Source organism: Hydrogenophaga sp. (assembly GCF_022844385.1).
Classification (GTDB): domain Bacteria; phylum Pseudomonadota; class Gammaproteobacteria; order Burkholderiales; family Burkholderiaceae_C; genus Hydrogenophaga.
Genome location: NZ_JALHLX010000021.1, coordinates 26,061 through 41,268 on the forward strand (window position 1 = coordinate 26,061; position 15,208 = coordinate 41,268).

The following is a 15,208-nucleotide window of genomic DNA, read 5'->3' on the forward strand; positions in this document are numbered from 1 at the left end:
CAGGCGCGAACCCATACCGGAGCGAACCACAAAGGAAGGATTGCCACGGGAAGTGGCTGGAAGTTTCACAGGGTGGGGCATGGGACCTCGGAGAGCGAATCTGGGCCACCGCAAGGCGGATGCATCCAGCGACACGTTGATCAAAGGCCCGGCGCTGCATGGCATTTGCGCCGGGCTGGATATACTGGCGCATTGTATCTGAGGGGTCTGTTTCCCATGGCCGATCCAGACCGCCCGCAGCACACCGCGTGGCCTGTGTGACACAGACCGGCCGCACCAGCTGCCGCGTCAGCTTGTCCACCCCGTTTCGCCGCGCTGATCACGTGCCCGTTTCTCCGACATGACCCTGAAAATCCACAACACGCTCACGCGCCGTCTGGAAGACTTCCAACCGCTCGAACCTGGTCATGTGCGCATGTACGTCTGCGGCATGACGATCTACGACCTCTGCCACATCGGCCACGCCCGCATGATGATGGCCTTCGACGTGATCCAGCGCTGGCTCAAGGTGAGCGGCTACCGCGTCACTTACGTGCGCAACATCACCGATATCGACGACAAGATCATCAAACGCGCGGTCGAGCGAGGCATCACCCTGCGCGCCCTGACCAACGAGATGACCGCCGCCATGCACGAGGACATTGGCGCGCTCGGTATCGAGCCACCCAGCCTGGAGCCGCGGGCCACCGAATACGTGCCGCAGATGCTCTCGCTGATCGAGACCTTGCAGCAGAAGGGCCTGGCGTATCAGGCCGAGAACGGCGACGTGAACTACGCGGTGCGCAAGTTCGCGGGCTACGGCAAGCTCTCGGGCAAGTCGCTCGACGACCTGCGCGCCGGCGAGCGCGTGGCCGTGGACAGCGACAAGAACGACCCGCTGGACTTCGTGCTGTGGAAGTCGGCCAAGCCCGACGAACCGGCCGAAGCGCAGTGGGCCAGTGCCTTTGGCGCGGGCCGCCCGGGCTGGCACATCGAGTGCTCGGCCATGAGCTGCGCCACGCTGGGCGAAACGTTCGACATCCACGGCGGTGGCGCCGACTTGCAGTTTCCCCACCACGAAAACGAGATCGCCCAGAGCGAAGGCGCCACCGGCAAACCGCTGGCGCGCTTCTGGGTGCACAACGGTTTTGTGCGCGTGGACAACGAAAAGATGTCCAAGAGCCTGGGCAACTTTTTCACCATCCGCGAGGTGTTGGCCAAGTACGACCCGGAGACGGTGCGCTTCTTCATCCTGCGCGCGCACTATCGCAGCGCACTGAACTACAGCGACGTGCACCTGGACGACGCGCGCGGCGCGCTCAAGCGCCTGTACACCGCGCTGTCGCTGGTACCGGCCGCGCCTGTTGCCCGGATCGACTGGAACCAGCCGCACGCGCAACGTTTCCGCGCCGCGATGGACGAGGACTTCGGCACGCCCGAAGCGGTGGCGGTGCTGTTCGAGTTGGCCGGTGAAGTCAACCGCAGCAAGGACCCGGCGATGGCAGGTCTGTTGAAGGCGCTGGGCGCCACGCTGGGCCTGCTGCAGGCCGACCCGGCGACCTACCTGCAGAGTGGGGCAGCTGCGACGGGTGGTCTGGACGAGGCGGCCATTGCCGCCCAGATCGCTGCACGCTTGGCCGCCAAACAGGCCAAAGACTTCACCGAGGCCGACCGCATCCGCAAGGCCTTGCTGGAACAGGGCATCGTGCTCAAGGACAGCCCCACCGGCACCACCTGGGAACGCGCCTGATGGTCAGCTCCGTCTTGTCCGATGTGGGCCCGGATGCTCCCGACTACTGGCAGGAGGCTTGCCGCCACCTAATGAAGCGCGACCGCGTGATGAAGAAGCTCATCCCGCAGCACGGTGGCGTGAGCCTGCAGTCGCGAGGGGACGCCTTCGTCACGTTGGCGCGCAGCATCGTGGGGCAGCAGATTTCGGTGAAGGCCGCGCAGTCGGTCTGGGACCGGTTTGCCGTGTTGCCCAAAAAAATGGTGCCCGCACAGGTGCTCAAGCTCAAGGTGGACGACATGCGCGCGGCGGGCCTGTCGGCGCGCAAGGTCGAGTACCTGGTGGACCTCGCCTTGCACTTTGCAAACAACCAGGTGCACGTGAAAGACTGGGCCGAGATGGACGATGAGGCCATCATCACGGAGCTGGTCGCCATCCGCGGCATTGGCCGCTGGACCGCTGAAATGTTCCTCATCTTCCACCTGATGCGGCCCAACGTACTACCACTGGACGACATTGGTCTGCAGAACGGCATCAGCCGCTGCTACTTTTCGGGTGAGCCGGTGAGCCGCAGCGACATCCGCGAAGTGGCGGGTTCGTGGGCCCCTTTCAGCAGCGTGGCGACTTGGTATATTTGGCGCTCGCTCGATCCGGCCCCCGTCGCCTACTGATCCCGAACACGTCGTTGAAGCACAAGCCCGCAGCATCGGGCCACGGCCCGCAGCACTGATGCATGTCAGGCGCGGCGCCCCGCACCACAAGACCACAGGAGTCCACCTTGGCCAAAAAGAACTTTCTCGACTTCGAGCAGCCCATTGCCGAACTCGAAACCAAGATCGAGGAACTGCGCTACGTGCAGACAGAATCCGCGGTCGACATCTCCGAAGAAATTGAACAACTCGCCGGCAAGAGCCTGCAGCTCACCAAAGACATTTACAGCAGCCTCACGCCGTGGCAGATCACCAAGATTGCGCGTCACGCCGACCGGCCTTACACACTCGACTACGTGCGCGAGATCTTCACGCATTTCGTTGAACTGCACGGCGACCGCCATTTCTCCGACGACCTGAGCATCGTCGGCGGCCTCGCCCGGTTCAATGGCCAGCCCTGCATGGTGCTGGGTCACCAGAAGGGCCGCGACACGAAAGAGCGGGGCCTGCGCAATTTCGGCATGACCAAGCCCGAGGGTTACCGCAAGGCGCTGCGCCTGATGAAGCTGGCGGAAAAATTCCGCCTGCCGGTGTTCACCTTCGTCGACACACCTGGCGCCTACCCTGGCATCGACGCGGAAGAGCGCGGCCAGTCAGAAGCCATCGGCCGCAACATCTTCGAGATGGCGCAGCTTGAAGTGCCCATCATCTCCACCATCATTGGTGAGGGCGGCTCGGGCGGCGCGCTGGCCATCTCCGTGGCCGACCAGGTGCTCATGCTGCAGTACTCGGTGTACTCGGTGATCAGCCCCGAGGGCTGCGCCTCCATTCTCTGGAAAACCAGCGACCGCGCCAGCGACGCAGCCGATGCACTGGGCATCACTGCGCACCGGCTCAAGGCCCTGGGTCTGGTCGACAAGATCGTCAACGAGCCGGTGGGTGGCGCGCACCGCGACCACAAGCAGATGGCGGCCTTCCTCAAGCGTGCACTGGGCGACGCCTGGCGCCAGGTGACCGACCTCAAGGTCAAGGAACTGGTGGACCGCCGCTACGCCCGCCTCAACAGCTACGGCCGATACACCGACACCAAGGCCGACAGCAAGGCCGACGCCAAGAGCGACAAGCGCTGACGTGAACCGCAGCACCGCGCCCGCCAACCCCTGCGAGCAGGCGTTGGCACGGTGGTGCGAACGCTGCGCACCCCATCCGTTGAGCGTGGCGGTGGCCTACAGCGCAGGGGCCGATTCCACCGCCTTGCTGCTCGCAGCGCATCAACGGTGGCCCGGCCAGGTGGTGGCACTTCATGTGCACCACGGCCTGCAGGCAGCGGCCGACGACTTCGAACTCCATTCCCGGCGCTTCTGCGAACAACACGGCATTGAACTGCGGGTGGAACGTGTGCAGGCCGCGCACGAGGCAGGCCAGAGTCCGGAAGATGCAGCCCGCTTGGCGCGATACGCCGCGTTGGCCCGCATGGCTTGTGACCTTCAAGCCGACTGCGTGCTGCTGGGCCAACACGCCGACGACCAGGCCGAGACCTTGCTGCTCGCCTTGAGCCGGGGCGCGGGGCTGCCGGGACTGGCCTCCATGCCTGAACTTTTCGAGCGCGCGGGCATGTGCTTTGGCCGGCCCTTGCTGGACGTTCCGGGCAGCGCGCTGCGCACCTGGTTGCTGAGCGCAGGGCACGCGTTCGTGGACGATCCCAGCAACACCGACACCCGCTTCACGCGCAACCGCATCCGTGCTGTGCTCCTGCCTGCGTGGGAGACCTGCTTCCCCGGCTTTCGGCCCATGCTCGCGCGCAGTGCTCGCCATGCCGCACAGGCCCAGCGCTTGCTCGATGAGCTGGCTGCCATCGACCTGGCGTTCACCGGGGCACCTCCGCAGATCGCGCATCTGCAATCGCTCGGGCGTGATCGCCAGGCCAATGTCCTGCGCCATTGGCTGCGCACCGGCGCGGGTGTGTCCGCTTCCACCGCGCAACTGGACCAACTGCTCGATCAGATTGCAGCCTGCACCACGCGCGGCCACCGCATCCACCTCAAGGTCGGCCCTGGCCATGTGGAGCGCATCGGCGAGCGCTTGGCATACACCTCCGCCCTATAATTGCGGGCTTTGCCCGGCGGCGCAGCCGGCGCGTTCAACCCAACCAATCCAACCCGATGGCCTTGATAGTTCACAAGTACGGCGGCACCTCCATGGGGTCGACCGAGCGCATCCGCAATGTGGCCAAACGCGTGGCCAAGTGGCACCGCGCGGGTCACCAGCTCGTGGTCGTGCCCAGCGCGATGAGCGGCGAAACCAACCGCCTGCTCGGACTCGCCAAAGAGCTCGCGCCGGCCAAGGCCAGCACCGCCTACAGCCGCGAACTCGACATGCTGGCCGCCACCGGAGAGCAGGCGTCTTCTGCCCTGCTGGCCATCGCCCTGCAGGCCGAGGGCCTGGAGTCGGTGAGCTACGCCGGCTGGCAAGTACCCATCAAGACCAACAGCGCGTTCACCAAGGCCCGCATCGAGTCGATCGACGACGCACGCATCCGCGCTGACCTGAACGCCGGCAAGGTCGTCATCGTGACCGGATTCCAGGGCGTGGACCCCGAAGGTCACATCACCACGCTGGGCCGTGGCGGCAGCGACACTTCGGCGGTGGCCGTGGCCGCTGCCCTCAAGGCAGCCGAGTGCCTGATCTACACCGACGTGGACGGCGTCTACACCACCGACCCACGCGTGGTGCCCGAAGCGCGCCGTCTGGCACGGGTGAGCTTTGAGGAGATGCTGGAGATGGCCAGCATGGGCAGCAAAGTGCTGCAGATCCGTTCGGTGGAATTCGCCGGTAAGTACAAGGTGCCCCTGCGCGTGCTCTCCAGCTTCACGCCCTGGGACATCGACCTGAATGAAGAAGCCGCGTCCGGCACCCTGATCACTTTTGAGGAAGAAGAAACCATGGAACAAGCTGTCGTCTCAGGCATTGCGTTCAACCGCGACGAAGCCAAGATCTCCGTGCTCGGCGTGCCCGACACTCCCGGCATCGCGTACCAGATCCTGGGCGCGGTGGCCGATGCGAACATCGAGGTCGACGTGATCATCCAGAACCTGAGCAAGGACGGGAAAACCGACTTCAGCTTCACGGTGCACCGCAATGATTTCCAGAAAACCATGGACCTGCTCAAGGCCAAGGTGGTGCCTTCACTGGGTGCCGCCGAGGTGGTGGGTGATGCGCGCATCTGCAAGGTCAGCATCGTGGGCATCGGCATGCGCAGCCACGTGGGCGTGGCCAGCCGCATGTTCAAGTGCCTGAGCACCGAGGGCATCAACATCCAGATGATCTCGACCTCGGAGATCAAGACCTCGGTGGTGATCGATGAGAAGTACATGGAGCTCGCCGTGCGTTCGCTGCACCGCGAATTCGACCTCGACCAGACCGCCGACACCATCACCGGCTGAAGGCCTTGCCTCTGGGCAAGAGGCGCGGTGGGATGAGGCATAATACGCAGCTTCCGGAGCGATGACCGAGTGGCCGAAGGTGCTCCCCTGCTAAGGGAGTATGGGGTGTAGAGCCTCATCGAGGGTTCGAATCCCTCTCGCTCCGCCAGATGTAGAAAAAAACGCGCCCCCGGGCGCGTTTTTGCTTTTCTGCCTCCGGCATCCTGCGTGACACGCACGGGGAGCACCCACCCCGCAGAATGTGCGGATGTCTTCATCCAACAAGTCCGCAGTACCGCTGTCCACTTCGGCCTTCGCCACGCTGTTGCTCATCGCTTTCATGATGGGCGCCAACCACGTGGCGGCCCGTCTGGCTTTCGACAATGGCGTGAGCGTGGCCACTGCGGTGGCGTTTCGCAGCGGTGTCACGGCGCTGGTGGTCGGACTGATCCTGCTGGTGTACCGCGTACCGGTGCGCCTTCAGTCGCGCCACCGCAAGGCCTTGCCTGCCATCGGTTTGCTGGTGGGCGTGCAGAGTCTGTGTCTTTATGCATCGGTGGCGCGGCTGCCGGTGGCGCTGGCCTTGCTGGCCTTCAACACCTACCCTTTGTGGACGGCGCTGTGGGCGCGCGTGGTCTACGGCCAGCGGCCGCAGCCGCGCGTGTTGCGCGCCATGCCGGTGATGCTGCTCGGGCTGGCGCTGGCACTGGATGTGTCCGGCGCGGCCTCTGGTCTGGGCGCTTCGGGCCACTGGGCGCAGATCGGTGTGGGCGTTGCGTTTGCGCTCACGGCAGCGGCCACCTTCGGCCTGGCGCTGGTGATCACGCAGCACGAGACGGGTGACCTTGATGGTCGTCTGCGCACCGCCACCACCTTGACGATCGTGGGCATCATGGCGCTCATCGCGTGCGGTGTGCAGGGCGGGCTGGCATTGCCGCAGGCAGCCGTGGGCTGGTGGGGGCTGTTCGGCCTGACCGTGCTCTACGGCACCGCCTTCACCATCATGTTCACGGTGTTGCCCAAGCTCGGCGTGGTCGGCAACTCGGCCATCATGAACATCGAACCTATCTTCGCACTCGTGCTGGCCTGGGCCATCCTGGGCCAGTCGATCGCGGCAGTGCAGGTGGCGGGTGGTCTGCTGGTGGTGGCCACCGTGATGTGGCTGGGATTGCGCAGAGGCTAGTCGTCCAGCGACGCGCTCCAGCGATCGTTCCATTCGCCTCGAGGCGGCGCATCGCGCAGCCCTTCAATGTCCCGCCGGTCCCGCTTGGTGGGCCGCCCCATGGTCTGGCTGTGCGCGGGCTCGGGTGCGAGGCGCCGCATCTCGGCGTTCGCGGCGCGTTGCGCCAGCGAGGCGGCGGTTTCTTCAAACAGCAGTGCGGCCACCGGCGCTGCTGCGCGCACACCGCTCAAGCCCTTGACCAACACCGTGCGCACCTCATGGCCGATGCGCATTTCCAGCGTGTCGCCGATCTTCACGTCTTTCGACGGTTTCGCGAGTTGGCCGTTGAGCCGGACGCGGCCCTTGTCGATCTCTTCGCTGCTGAGGCCCCGCGTCTTGTAGAAGCGCGCGGCCCAGAGCCATTTGTCGAGACGGACCTTGATGGACGCAGATTCGGTGTGGGCTGGTTTCATGCAGAGGGAGAGGGTGGGGCCAGGGGCAGGCGCACGGTGGCATCGAGACCACGCACATGGCCAGATTGTGTGCAGTTGTCGAGGGCGATTTCGCCGCCCAGCGACTGCACGATCTCGCGGCAGATCGCCAGGCCCAGCCCGGAGCCCGACGCGCTGTTGGCCTGTCGGTGCTCGGTGGCGAAGGGCTGGAACAGGCGTTCCCGCAGCGCGGCCGAGATGCCCGGCCCCTCGTCGCTGATGGTGAGGGCGGCAGTCTGTGCATCTGTGACCAGCGACACGGTCAGCGCGGTGCCGGGCGGTGTGTTCTTGATCGCGTTGTGCAGCAGGTTGCGGCTGAGTTCGCGCAGCGCCCATTCGTGGGCGCGTACCGGTGCGGTTTGTGTGGTGATGGAGAAATCGAGCGCGCGTTCGGCAATGAGCGCCGAGAGGTCGAGTGCCACCAGTCGCACCACGGCCGACCAGTCGTGCACCGGCGTGCTTTTCTCCTGGCGCAGCTGTTCCACCTTGGCCAGCGCCAGCATCTGGTTGGCCAGCTCGGTGGCGCGTTCCACCGTGTGGCCGATCTCGTCCAGCGCCTGGCGCGGCTCCACATCGCCGCGCTGGGCCGATTGCACCTGTGTCTTGAGCACGGCCAGCGGTGTGCGCAGCTGGTGCGAGGTGTCGCGTACAAACCGCTTCTGGTGTTCCAGCAAGTGCGAGAGGCGCTGCATGTGCTGGTTGGTCGCGTCCAGCAGCGGCAGCAGTTCGCGCGGTGCGCCTTCGGTGGGCAGGGGCGACAGGTCGTTCTCGCTGCGCATGCCCAGCGCCTGGCTGAGCGCGCGCACGGGCTGCGTGGCGCGCTGCACCACGAACACCACCACGAGCGCGATCACCAGCACCAGCGCGGCCTGCCGCCAGAGTGTGTCGATCAGGATCTGGCGCGCCAGCGTTTCGCGCAGTTCCAGCGTCTCGGCCACCTGGATGGTGGCCATGCCCTGTTCGTACACACCCGAGACTGGCTGCAGCAACACCGCCATGCGCACCGGCACTCCCAGGTACTCGTCGTCGTAAAAGTTCACCAGCGCCGCATAGAGATTCTTTTGAGGGATGTCGCTTCGTCCGGGAGGGAGGTTCTCAAAGCCCGAGACCAGTTCGCCCTGGAGACCGCTTACGCGGTAAAAGATGCGGCTGCGGTTGTCGGCCTCGAAGGCCTCCAGCGCGGAATAGAGCAGGGTGGACTCCACCCGCAGTTCGCTGCCGGTTCCAGTGACGCGCAGTTGTTCACCCAGCGACTTGGCGGTGGCCAGCAAGGTGCGGTCGTAAGCGGTGTCGGCCGCCGCCAGCGCCTGTCGGTACAGCACCACCGTGTTGATCAAGAGGAACGCAAACACCGGCAGCAAAATGCCGAGCAACAAGGTGCGGCGCAGTGAGAGGGCGCGAGGCCGGTGGGCATCGGTGCCTGCAGATTCGGGAGCAGCCATGAAACCCGGCATCAGCTCTCGGCCTTGAGCAGATACCCCAGACCGCGCAGCGTGACCAGCTGCGCGCCAGTGTGGGCAATCTTCTTGCGCAGCCGGTAGGCCACCACCTCGATGGCTTCGGGCTGCACCTGGCTTTCGCCGGGAAACACCAGCTCGAACAGGCGCTCCTTGGCGATGGCGTGCCCGGGCTTGCCCAGCAAGGCCCGCAACAGGGAAAGCTCTCTCGGCGCCAGCTCCATGGGCTGGCCAGCGAAGTACACCGCACCGCTGTCTTTCTCCACGTGCATGCCGCACCACACCGGCCCGCGCCCGGCACTGCCTGTTGCCTGGTCGGCGCTGCCCGAGCGACGCACCAGCGCCCGAAGTCGAGCTTCGAGTTCGTCAAGGTCGAACGGCTTGGGCAGGTAGTCGTCGGCGCCGGTGTTCAGGCCGAGGATGCGGTCGCCTACGGTGCCGCGCGCGGTGAGGATGATCACCGGCGTTTCCAGGCCAGCCGCACGCGCCTGGCTCAGCACCTCAAGGCCGTCCACCCCGGGCAGGCTCAGGTCGAGCAGCACCGCATCGGGCAGGCTGGCCTGCCACAGGGCGAGTGCGCGGGCGCCGTCGTCGCAGCTGAGCACCTGCACGCCGCGCCGCTCGAAGCTGCGCCGCAGGGTGGTCTGCATGGTGGCGTTGTCTTCGATCAGCAGCAGTTTCATGAGCCTCGATTATGGGCACGACCCCTGCGCTGCCCGAGCGCTCCACAGGGTTTGTACGGATGAGGTGGACAGCGGACTGACAGCCTGCAAACCGAGCATGCAGCCTGTCCGATCGCTGCACCGGACGCATCAGGCTTGTTGCGGTTGTCCATCCATTCCTTGAGGTCAATACGAAAAAAAATGCGATCGCCCTGGGCGTTCTGGGTCTGTTCAGTGGACTGGTTTCTGCCCAGTCGTCCGTGGCCTTGTACGGCGTTGTTGACGTCGCCGTGGAGCGCGTCAAAGGCGCCACTTCGCTCACCCGTGTCACCTCGGGCCAGCAGCAGGGTTCGCGCTGGGGACTGCGCGGAACCGAAGACCTGGGCGGCGGGCTCAAGGCCATGTTCGTTCTGGAGGCGGGCATCAATGCAGACACCGGCACGCTCGGCCAGGGCGGACGGGCGTTCGGCCGCCAGAGCTACGTCGGGCTGGGTGGTGGCTGGGGCGCCGTGCGCCTGGGCCGCCAGTACACGCCCATGGACGACATCGCCAGCATCATCGGCACCAAAACCTACGACGTGCTCAGTGTGGTGCCCATCATCGGCAACGGCGACTACAACCGCGTGGACAACGCGCTCACCTACGTCTCGCCGACCGTGGCCAACACCGCGTTCCAGCTCCAGTACAGCCTGGGCGAAGAGCGCGTCAGCACCAACACCAGCAAGGACTTCGCCAAGCAGCTCAGCGCTCACGCGCTGTACGCCAATGGCCCGCTGACCGCCGGCATTTCGCTGATGCAGGTGACCGATGCCGACGGCGTGCTCGCCGGCAAGCAGGGCCGCGACGCGGTGTTGCTGGCGGGCGCCTACGACTTCGGCAGCTTCAAGCTGTCGGCCTACTACGACGCCGAAGACAAGGCCGCGAAGAAGCTCAAGGTCTATGGCCTGGCGGCGGCGTTCAAGTTCGGTGACACCACGGTGTCGGTGGGCGCTGCGCAGGCCAAGGATGTGAACGGTTCGGCCGCTGCCGTCAGCGACGACGCACGCCTCTACACGCTGCAGGCCAGCCACAACCTGTCCAAGCGCACAGCCATTTACGGCCACCTCACCGCTGTCGACAACGACACTGCGTCCGCGCTGGGCTTCAACAGCCCGGTGGCCGGCTCGAACTCCAACGGTATCCAGTTCGGATTGCGTCACCGCTTCTGAAATCCTGTCCGCCCTCTCAGGGTTTCTCCCAAGGTGGCGGACAGCGAATTGACAGGCCTCGGCCGCAAGATAGCAACGTCAGATCACACACAGCAGGAGACACACCATGCGTCGCGACACCTTCCTCAAATCCCTGGCCGCTCTGGCCGCCGCCGGCGCCTTGCCCAATGCAGCCTGGGCCAGCGCCAACATCAAGATGATGATCCCTGCCAACCCCGGCGGTGGCTGGGACGGCACCGGCCGTGCGCTGGGCGAAGCCCTGCGCGACGCGGGCGTGGCCTCCTCGGTCACGTTCGAAAACAAGGGCGGTGCCGCTGGCGCCATTGGTCTGGCCCAGTTCTTCAACGCCAGCAAGGGCGACCCGAATGCGCTCATGGTGATGGGCGCGGTCATGCTCGGCGGCATCATCACCGGCAAGCCGCCGGTGTCCGTGACCCAGCTCACCCCCATTGCGCGCCTGACCACCGAATACAACGTGTTCGTGCTGCCGTCCAACTCGCCTTTCAAGACCATGAAGGACGTGGTCGATCAGCTCAAAAAGGACCCCGGCAGCGTCAAGTGGGGTGGCGGCTCGCGCGGCGCCACCGAGCACATTGCCGCGGCGCAGATCGCGCAGTCGGTGGGGGTGGATGCCTCCAAGATCAACTACGTGCCGTTCCGTGGCGGTGGTGAGGCCACCGCAGCCATCCTGGGTGGCAACGTCACCGTGGGCGGCAGCGGCTACAGCGAGTTCCAGCAGTACATCGAGAGCGGCAAGATGCGCGCGATCGCGGTCACCTCCGGCCAGCGCATCAAAGGCATCGACGTGCCCACGCTCAAGGAGCAGGGCATCGACGTGGAGATCGGCAACTGGCGCGGCGTGTATGGCGCACCAGGGATCACACAGGCCCAGCGCGATGCGCTGACTGCGATGGTCGTCAAGGCCACGCAAAGCAAGGCCTGGACCGCGGCGCTGGAGAAGAACAACTGGACGCCCGCGCTGCTCACCGGCAAGGCGTTCGACGAGTTCGTGGACAAGGATTTTTCATCTTTGCGCGCCACGATGGTCCGCGCAGGCATGGTTTGAGCCTGTGTCCATGACCACCCCCAACGCAAGGTCTGAGAGCCCCAACCACCGCCCCGGCCAGATGGCCATGGGCGTCGGCGCGCTGATCGTGGCCGCCGTGCTCGCCTGGGGTGCGCTGGACATTCCCTCCGACGCGGGCTATGCCGGCGTCGGCCCCAATTTCCTGCCCTGGGTGATCGGCGCGGCGCTGGGCCTGTGCGGCGTGATGCTGATCCGCGAGGTGCTCACCGGCGGCTACCGCCAGATGGAAGAACCCTCTGGCGCGGCGCGCGGCGACTGGCGCGCGCTGGCCTGGGTGTCGGCGGGAGTGTTGCTCAATGCATCACTCATCACCACCATCGGCTTCATCCTGAGCTGCTCGCTGTGTTTTGTGCTGGCGGTGCGCGGCCTGCGCGCGAGCGAAGGCAAGCCCATCGGCAATCTTCGCCAGACCGTCAAGGACGCCGTCACCGGCATGTTGATCGCTGCACCCGTGTACTGGCTCTTCACCAAATTGCTCGCGGTGAACCTGCCGGGCATCACGGCCTCGGGCTGGATCTGAGCGCGAAGGCTGAATCACCATGATGGACGTTCTCACCCAGCTCATGGGTGGCTTTGCCACAGCCGGCACCCCGATCAACCTGCTCTGGGCCTTCGCGGGCTGCGCACTGGGCACCGCCATCGGCGTGCTGCCGGGTCTTGGCCCGGCGGTCACGGTGGCCATGCTGCTGCCGATCACCGGCCAGGTCGAACCCACGGCCTCGATGATCTTTTTCGCCGGCATCTACTACGGCGCCATGTACGGCGGCTCGACCACCTCCATCCTGCTCAACACGCCCGGTGAAACCGGCACCATGGTGACCGCGCTCGAAGGCTTCAAGATGGCCAAGAGCGGGCGCGCCGGCGCGGCGCTGGCCAGTGCGGCCATCGGTTCGTTCGTGGCCGGCAGCATCGCCACCATCCTGGTCACGCTGTTCGCACCCATCCTCGCCGAGTTCGCGGTGCAACTGGGCCCGCCGGAATACTTCTGCCTCATGCTGCTGGCCTTCACCACGGTGAGTGCCGTGCTCGGCAAGAGCACGCTGCGCGGCCTCACGGCGCTGTTCTTCGGCCTGGCGCTGGGCCTGATCGGTATCGACCAGATCACTGCGCAGGTACGCTATACCGCCGGTGTGCTGGAATTCATGGACGGCATCGAGGTGGTGCTGGTGGCTGTGGGCCTGTTCGCGGTGGCCGAGGCGCTATACAACGCGCTGTACGAAGGCCGCAGCCCGGCCTTCATGAACAAGATGACCAAGGTGCACATGTCGCGCGCCGACTGGCGCCGCTCGTGGCCTGCCTGGTTGCGCGGCACCGCCATTGGTTTTCCGTTCGGCACCATCCCGGCCGGCGGCTCGGAGATCCCCACCTTCCTGAGCTATGCCACCGAACGCAAGCTGGCCAGCCCTGAACACAAGGCCGAGTTCGGCACCACCGGTGCCATCGAAGGTGTGGCCGGTCCCGAGGCGGCGAACAACGCGGCGGTGACCGGCACACTTGTGCCGCTGCTCACGCTGGGCATTCCCACCTCGGTCACGGCAGCCATTCTGCTGAGCGCGCTGCAGAACTACGGCATCAACGCCGGGCCGCAGCTGTTCCAGACCTCGTCCAACCTGGTGTGGGCGCTGATCGCTTCGCTCTACATCGGCAACGTGATGCTGCTGGTGCTCAACCTGCCGATGGTGGGCCTGTGGGTCAAGCTCCTGAAGATCCCGCGCCCACAGCTCTACGCGGGCATCCTGATCTTTGCCACAGTGGGTGTGTACGGGATGCGCCAGAGTTCGTTCGATTTGTTCCTGATGTACGGACTGGGTTTGCTGGGGGTGGTGATGCGCCGCTACGACTTCCCCACGGCGCCCGTCATCGTCGGTTTGATCCTGGGCCCGATGGCCGAGGCGCAGATGCGCAATGCGCTGTCCATTGGCGAAGGCAGCTGGATGGTGTTTGTGCAGCGTCCCATGTCGGCCACGCTGCTGGCGGTGGTGGTGATGGTGTTGCTGGTGCCTCGGTTGCTGGCGCGTCGGGTTGCTGTTTAGAGGGTTGCACCTCGCGGGCTCGTGAGCGCATGGCGCTTTGCTCCGCGAATGTCCCCCGGGGCCTTTGGCCCCTCCGCCTTTATTTCGCTGCGCAGAACGCCATGCGCTCACGACCCTGAAGTGAAGTTGGAGTGAGTCCTGCCAAGTGCCAACGAGGTCATCGGCGGCCATGGGGCACGGCGCAGCGAAATAAAGGCGGAGGGGCCGCAGGCCCCGGGGGACATTCGCGGAGCCGTGCCCCGTGGTCGCCGATGACCGGACCCGCCGGAGAACATCGGCCCGAGAAAACAGGGGGTTCCACCACAGGGAGAAGATACCCACCGGGGGTACCATCCAGCCATGATCCGGGACGACCGCCTTCCGCGCGACGCGCAAAGCATTCTTGAACTGGCCGCCAGGTCCATGTTCGAGCTGTTTGCGAACGCCAGCGAAGGCATGATGCTGGTCGACCGCAATGCCCGAGTGGTGTGGATCAACGACCAGTACCGGCGTTTTCTGCCCGCGCTCGGCTTCCAGCGCGAAGAAGATTTTGTGGGCCACCCGGTCTCCAGCGTGGTGCAGAACACGCAGATGCACCAGGTGCTCGCCACCGGCAAACCCATCCTCATCGACCTGCTCACCAACAAGGCCGGCACCTTTGTGGTCAGCCGCATTCCGCTGCGCGACGACGCGGGCGAAGTCATCGGCGTGCTGGGCATCGTGTTGTTCGACCACCCTGAGACCACGCTGCAGCCGCTCATTTCAAAGTTCGCACGGCTGGAGCAAGACCTGAGCGATGCACGCCGCGAACTCGCCAGCCAGCGCCGCACCAAATACACCTTTGCTAGCTTCGTGGGCAGCAGCGCCGCAGCGCTTGAGGTGAAGCGCCAGGCGCGCCGCGCAGCGCAGTCGTCCAGCCCGGTGCTGCTGCTGGGGGAGACCGGCACCGGCAAGGAACTGCTCGCGCACGCCATCCACGCCGCCTCGCCGCGTGCCGGCCGGCCGTTCGTGAGCGTGAACATGGCGGCTGTGCCCGACACCTTGCTGGAAGCCGAGTTTTTCGGCGTGGCACCGGGTGCCTACACCGGGGCCGACAAAAAGGGCCGCGACGGCAAGTTCAAACTGGCCGATGGCGGCACCCTGTTTCTGGACGAGTTGGGTGACATGCCGATGTCGGTGCAGGTCAAGCTCTTGCGAGCCTTGCAGGAGGGCGAGATCGAGCCGCTGGGCTCGAACAAGCTGGTGTCGTTTGACGTGCGCGTGGTGGCCGCCACCTCGCGCGACCTGCAGCAGATGGTGCGCGACGGCAGCTTTCGCGAAGACCTGTACTACCGCCTCAACGTGTTGCC

14 protein-coding genes and 1 tRNA gene are annotated in these 15,208 nt (G+C 65.5%); 12 read left to right on the top strand and 3 right to left on the bottom strand.

Annotated features, from left to right (window positions below; all coding sequences use genetic code 11):
- Positions 1 to 340: 340 nt before the first annotated feature.
- From cysS to Q0C59_RS06575, 7 genes are all read left to right on the top strand, one after another.
- A complete protein-coding gene (gene cysS, locus Q0C59_RS06545; protein WP_291213333.1) occupies positions 341 to 1,729 on the top strand; it encodes a cysteine--tRNA ligase in 1,389 nt (462 codons plus the stop codon).
- Positions 1,729 to 2,379: a DNA-3-methyladenine glycosylase gene (locus tag Q0C59_RS06550; RefSeq protein ID WP_291213335.1), complete on the top strand. Its 651-nt coding sequence runs from the start codon at positions 1,729 to 1,731 to the stop codon at positions 2,377 to 2,379. Before cysS ends, Q0C59_RS06550 begins: the two co-directional genes overlap by 1 nt.
- 107 nt (positions 2,380 to 2,486) lie before the next feature.
- Positions 2,487 to 3,488, top strand: a complete 1,002-nt coding sequence (locus Q0C59_RS06555) for an acetyl-CoA carboxylase carboxyltransferase subunit alpha (protein ID WP_291213337.1) — start codon at positions 2,487 to 2,489, stop codon at positions 3,486 to 3,488.
- A gap of 1 nt (position 3,489) precedes the next feature.
- Complete coding sequence (gene tilS, locus Q0C59_RS06560; RefSeq protein WP_322314636.1) at positions 3,490 to 4,464, top strand: tRNA lysidine(34) synthetase TilS; 975 nt, start codon at positions 3,490 to 3,492, stop codon at positions 4,462 to 4,464.
- A gap of 56 nt (positions 4,465 to 4,520) precedes the next feature.
- Entirely contained in the window at positions 4,521 to 5,801 is a 1,281-nt protein-coding gene (locus Q0C59_RS06565) for an aspartate kinase (RefSeq protein ID WP_291213339.1), read from the top strand.
- A 55-nt stretch (positions 5,802 to 5,856) separates the two neighbouring features.
- Positions 5,857 to 5,949, top strand: a tRNA-Ser gene (locus Q0C59_RS06570).
- 99 nt (positions 5,950 to 6,048) lie between these two features.
- Positions 6,049 to 6,963, top strand: coding sequence for a DMT family transporter (locus Q0C59_RS06575; RefSeq protein WP_291213341.1), 915 nt, complete (start codon positions 6,049 to 6,051; stop codon positions 6,961 to 6,963).
- Here Q0C59_RS06575 and Q0C59_RS06580 read toward each other — a convergent pair.
- Genes Q0C59_RS06580 through Q0C59_RS06590 form a run of 3 tightly spaced genes read right to left on the bottom strand, consistent with a single transcriptional unit; the run spans position 6,960 to position 9,573 of the window.
- A complete protein-coding gene (locus Q0C59_RS06580; RefSeq protein WP_291213343.1) occupies positions 6,960 to 7,415 on the bottom strand; it encodes an RNA-binding S4 domain-containing protein in 456 nt (151 codons plus the stop codon). The two genes, Q0C59_RS06575 and Q0C59_RS06580, sit on opposite strands and share 4 nt — an antisense overlap.
- Entirely contained in the window at positions 7,412 to 8,875 is a 1,464-nt protein-coding gene (locus Q0C59_RS06585; RefSeq protein ID WP_291213345.1) for a sensor histidine kinase, read from the bottom strand. Before Q0C59_RS06585 ends, Q0C59_RS06580 begins: the two co-directional genes overlap by 4 nt.
- Before the next feature lie 11 nt (positions 8,876 to 8,886).
- A complete protein-coding gene (locus Q0C59_RS06590) occupies positions 8,887 to 9,573 on the bottom strand; it encodes a response regulator transcription factor (protein WP_291213347.1) in 687 nt (228 codons plus the stop codon).
- Positions 9,574 to 9,773: 200 nt separating this feature from the next.
- Here Q0C59_RS06590 and Q0C59_RS06595 point away from each other — a divergent pair, with 200 nt between their 5' ends.
- The 5 genes from Q0C59_RS06595 to Q0C59_RS06615 all read left to right on the top strand — a co-directional run.
- A complete protein-coding gene (locus Q0C59_RS06595) occupies positions 9,774 to 10,760 on the top strand; it encodes a porin (protein WP_291213361.1) in 987 nt (328 codons plus the stop codon).
- A gap of 106 nt (positions 10,761 to 10,866) precedes the next feature.
- Positions 10,867 to 11,826: a tripartite tricarboxylate transporter substrate binding protein gene (locus tag Q0C59_RS06600; protein ID WP_291213349.1), complete on the top strand. Its 960-nt coding sequence runs from the start codon at positions 10,867 to 10,869 to the stop codon at positions 11,824 to 11,826.
- Positions 11,827 to 11,836: 10 nt separating this feature from the next.
- Entirely contained in the window at positions 11,837 to 12,367 is a 531-nt protein-coding gene (locus Q0C59_RS06605; RefSeq protein WP_291213351.1) for a tripartite tricarboxylate transporter TctB family protein, read from the top strand.
- A gap of 22 nt (positions 12,368 to 12,389) precedes the next feature.
- Positions 12,390 to 13,880: a tripartite tricarboxylate transporter permease gene (locus Q0C59_RS06610; protein WP_291213363.1), complete on the top strand. Its 1,491-nt coding sequence runs from the start codon at positions 12,390 to 12,392 to the stop codon at positions 13,878 to 13,880.
- A 339-nt stretch (positions 13,881 to 14,219) separates the two neighbouring features.
- A partial coding sequence (locus Q0C59_RS06615; RefSeq protein ID WP_291213353.1) for a sigma-54-dependent Fis family transcriptional regulator occupies positions 14,220 to 15,208 on the top strand: 989 nt, incomplete at its 3' end.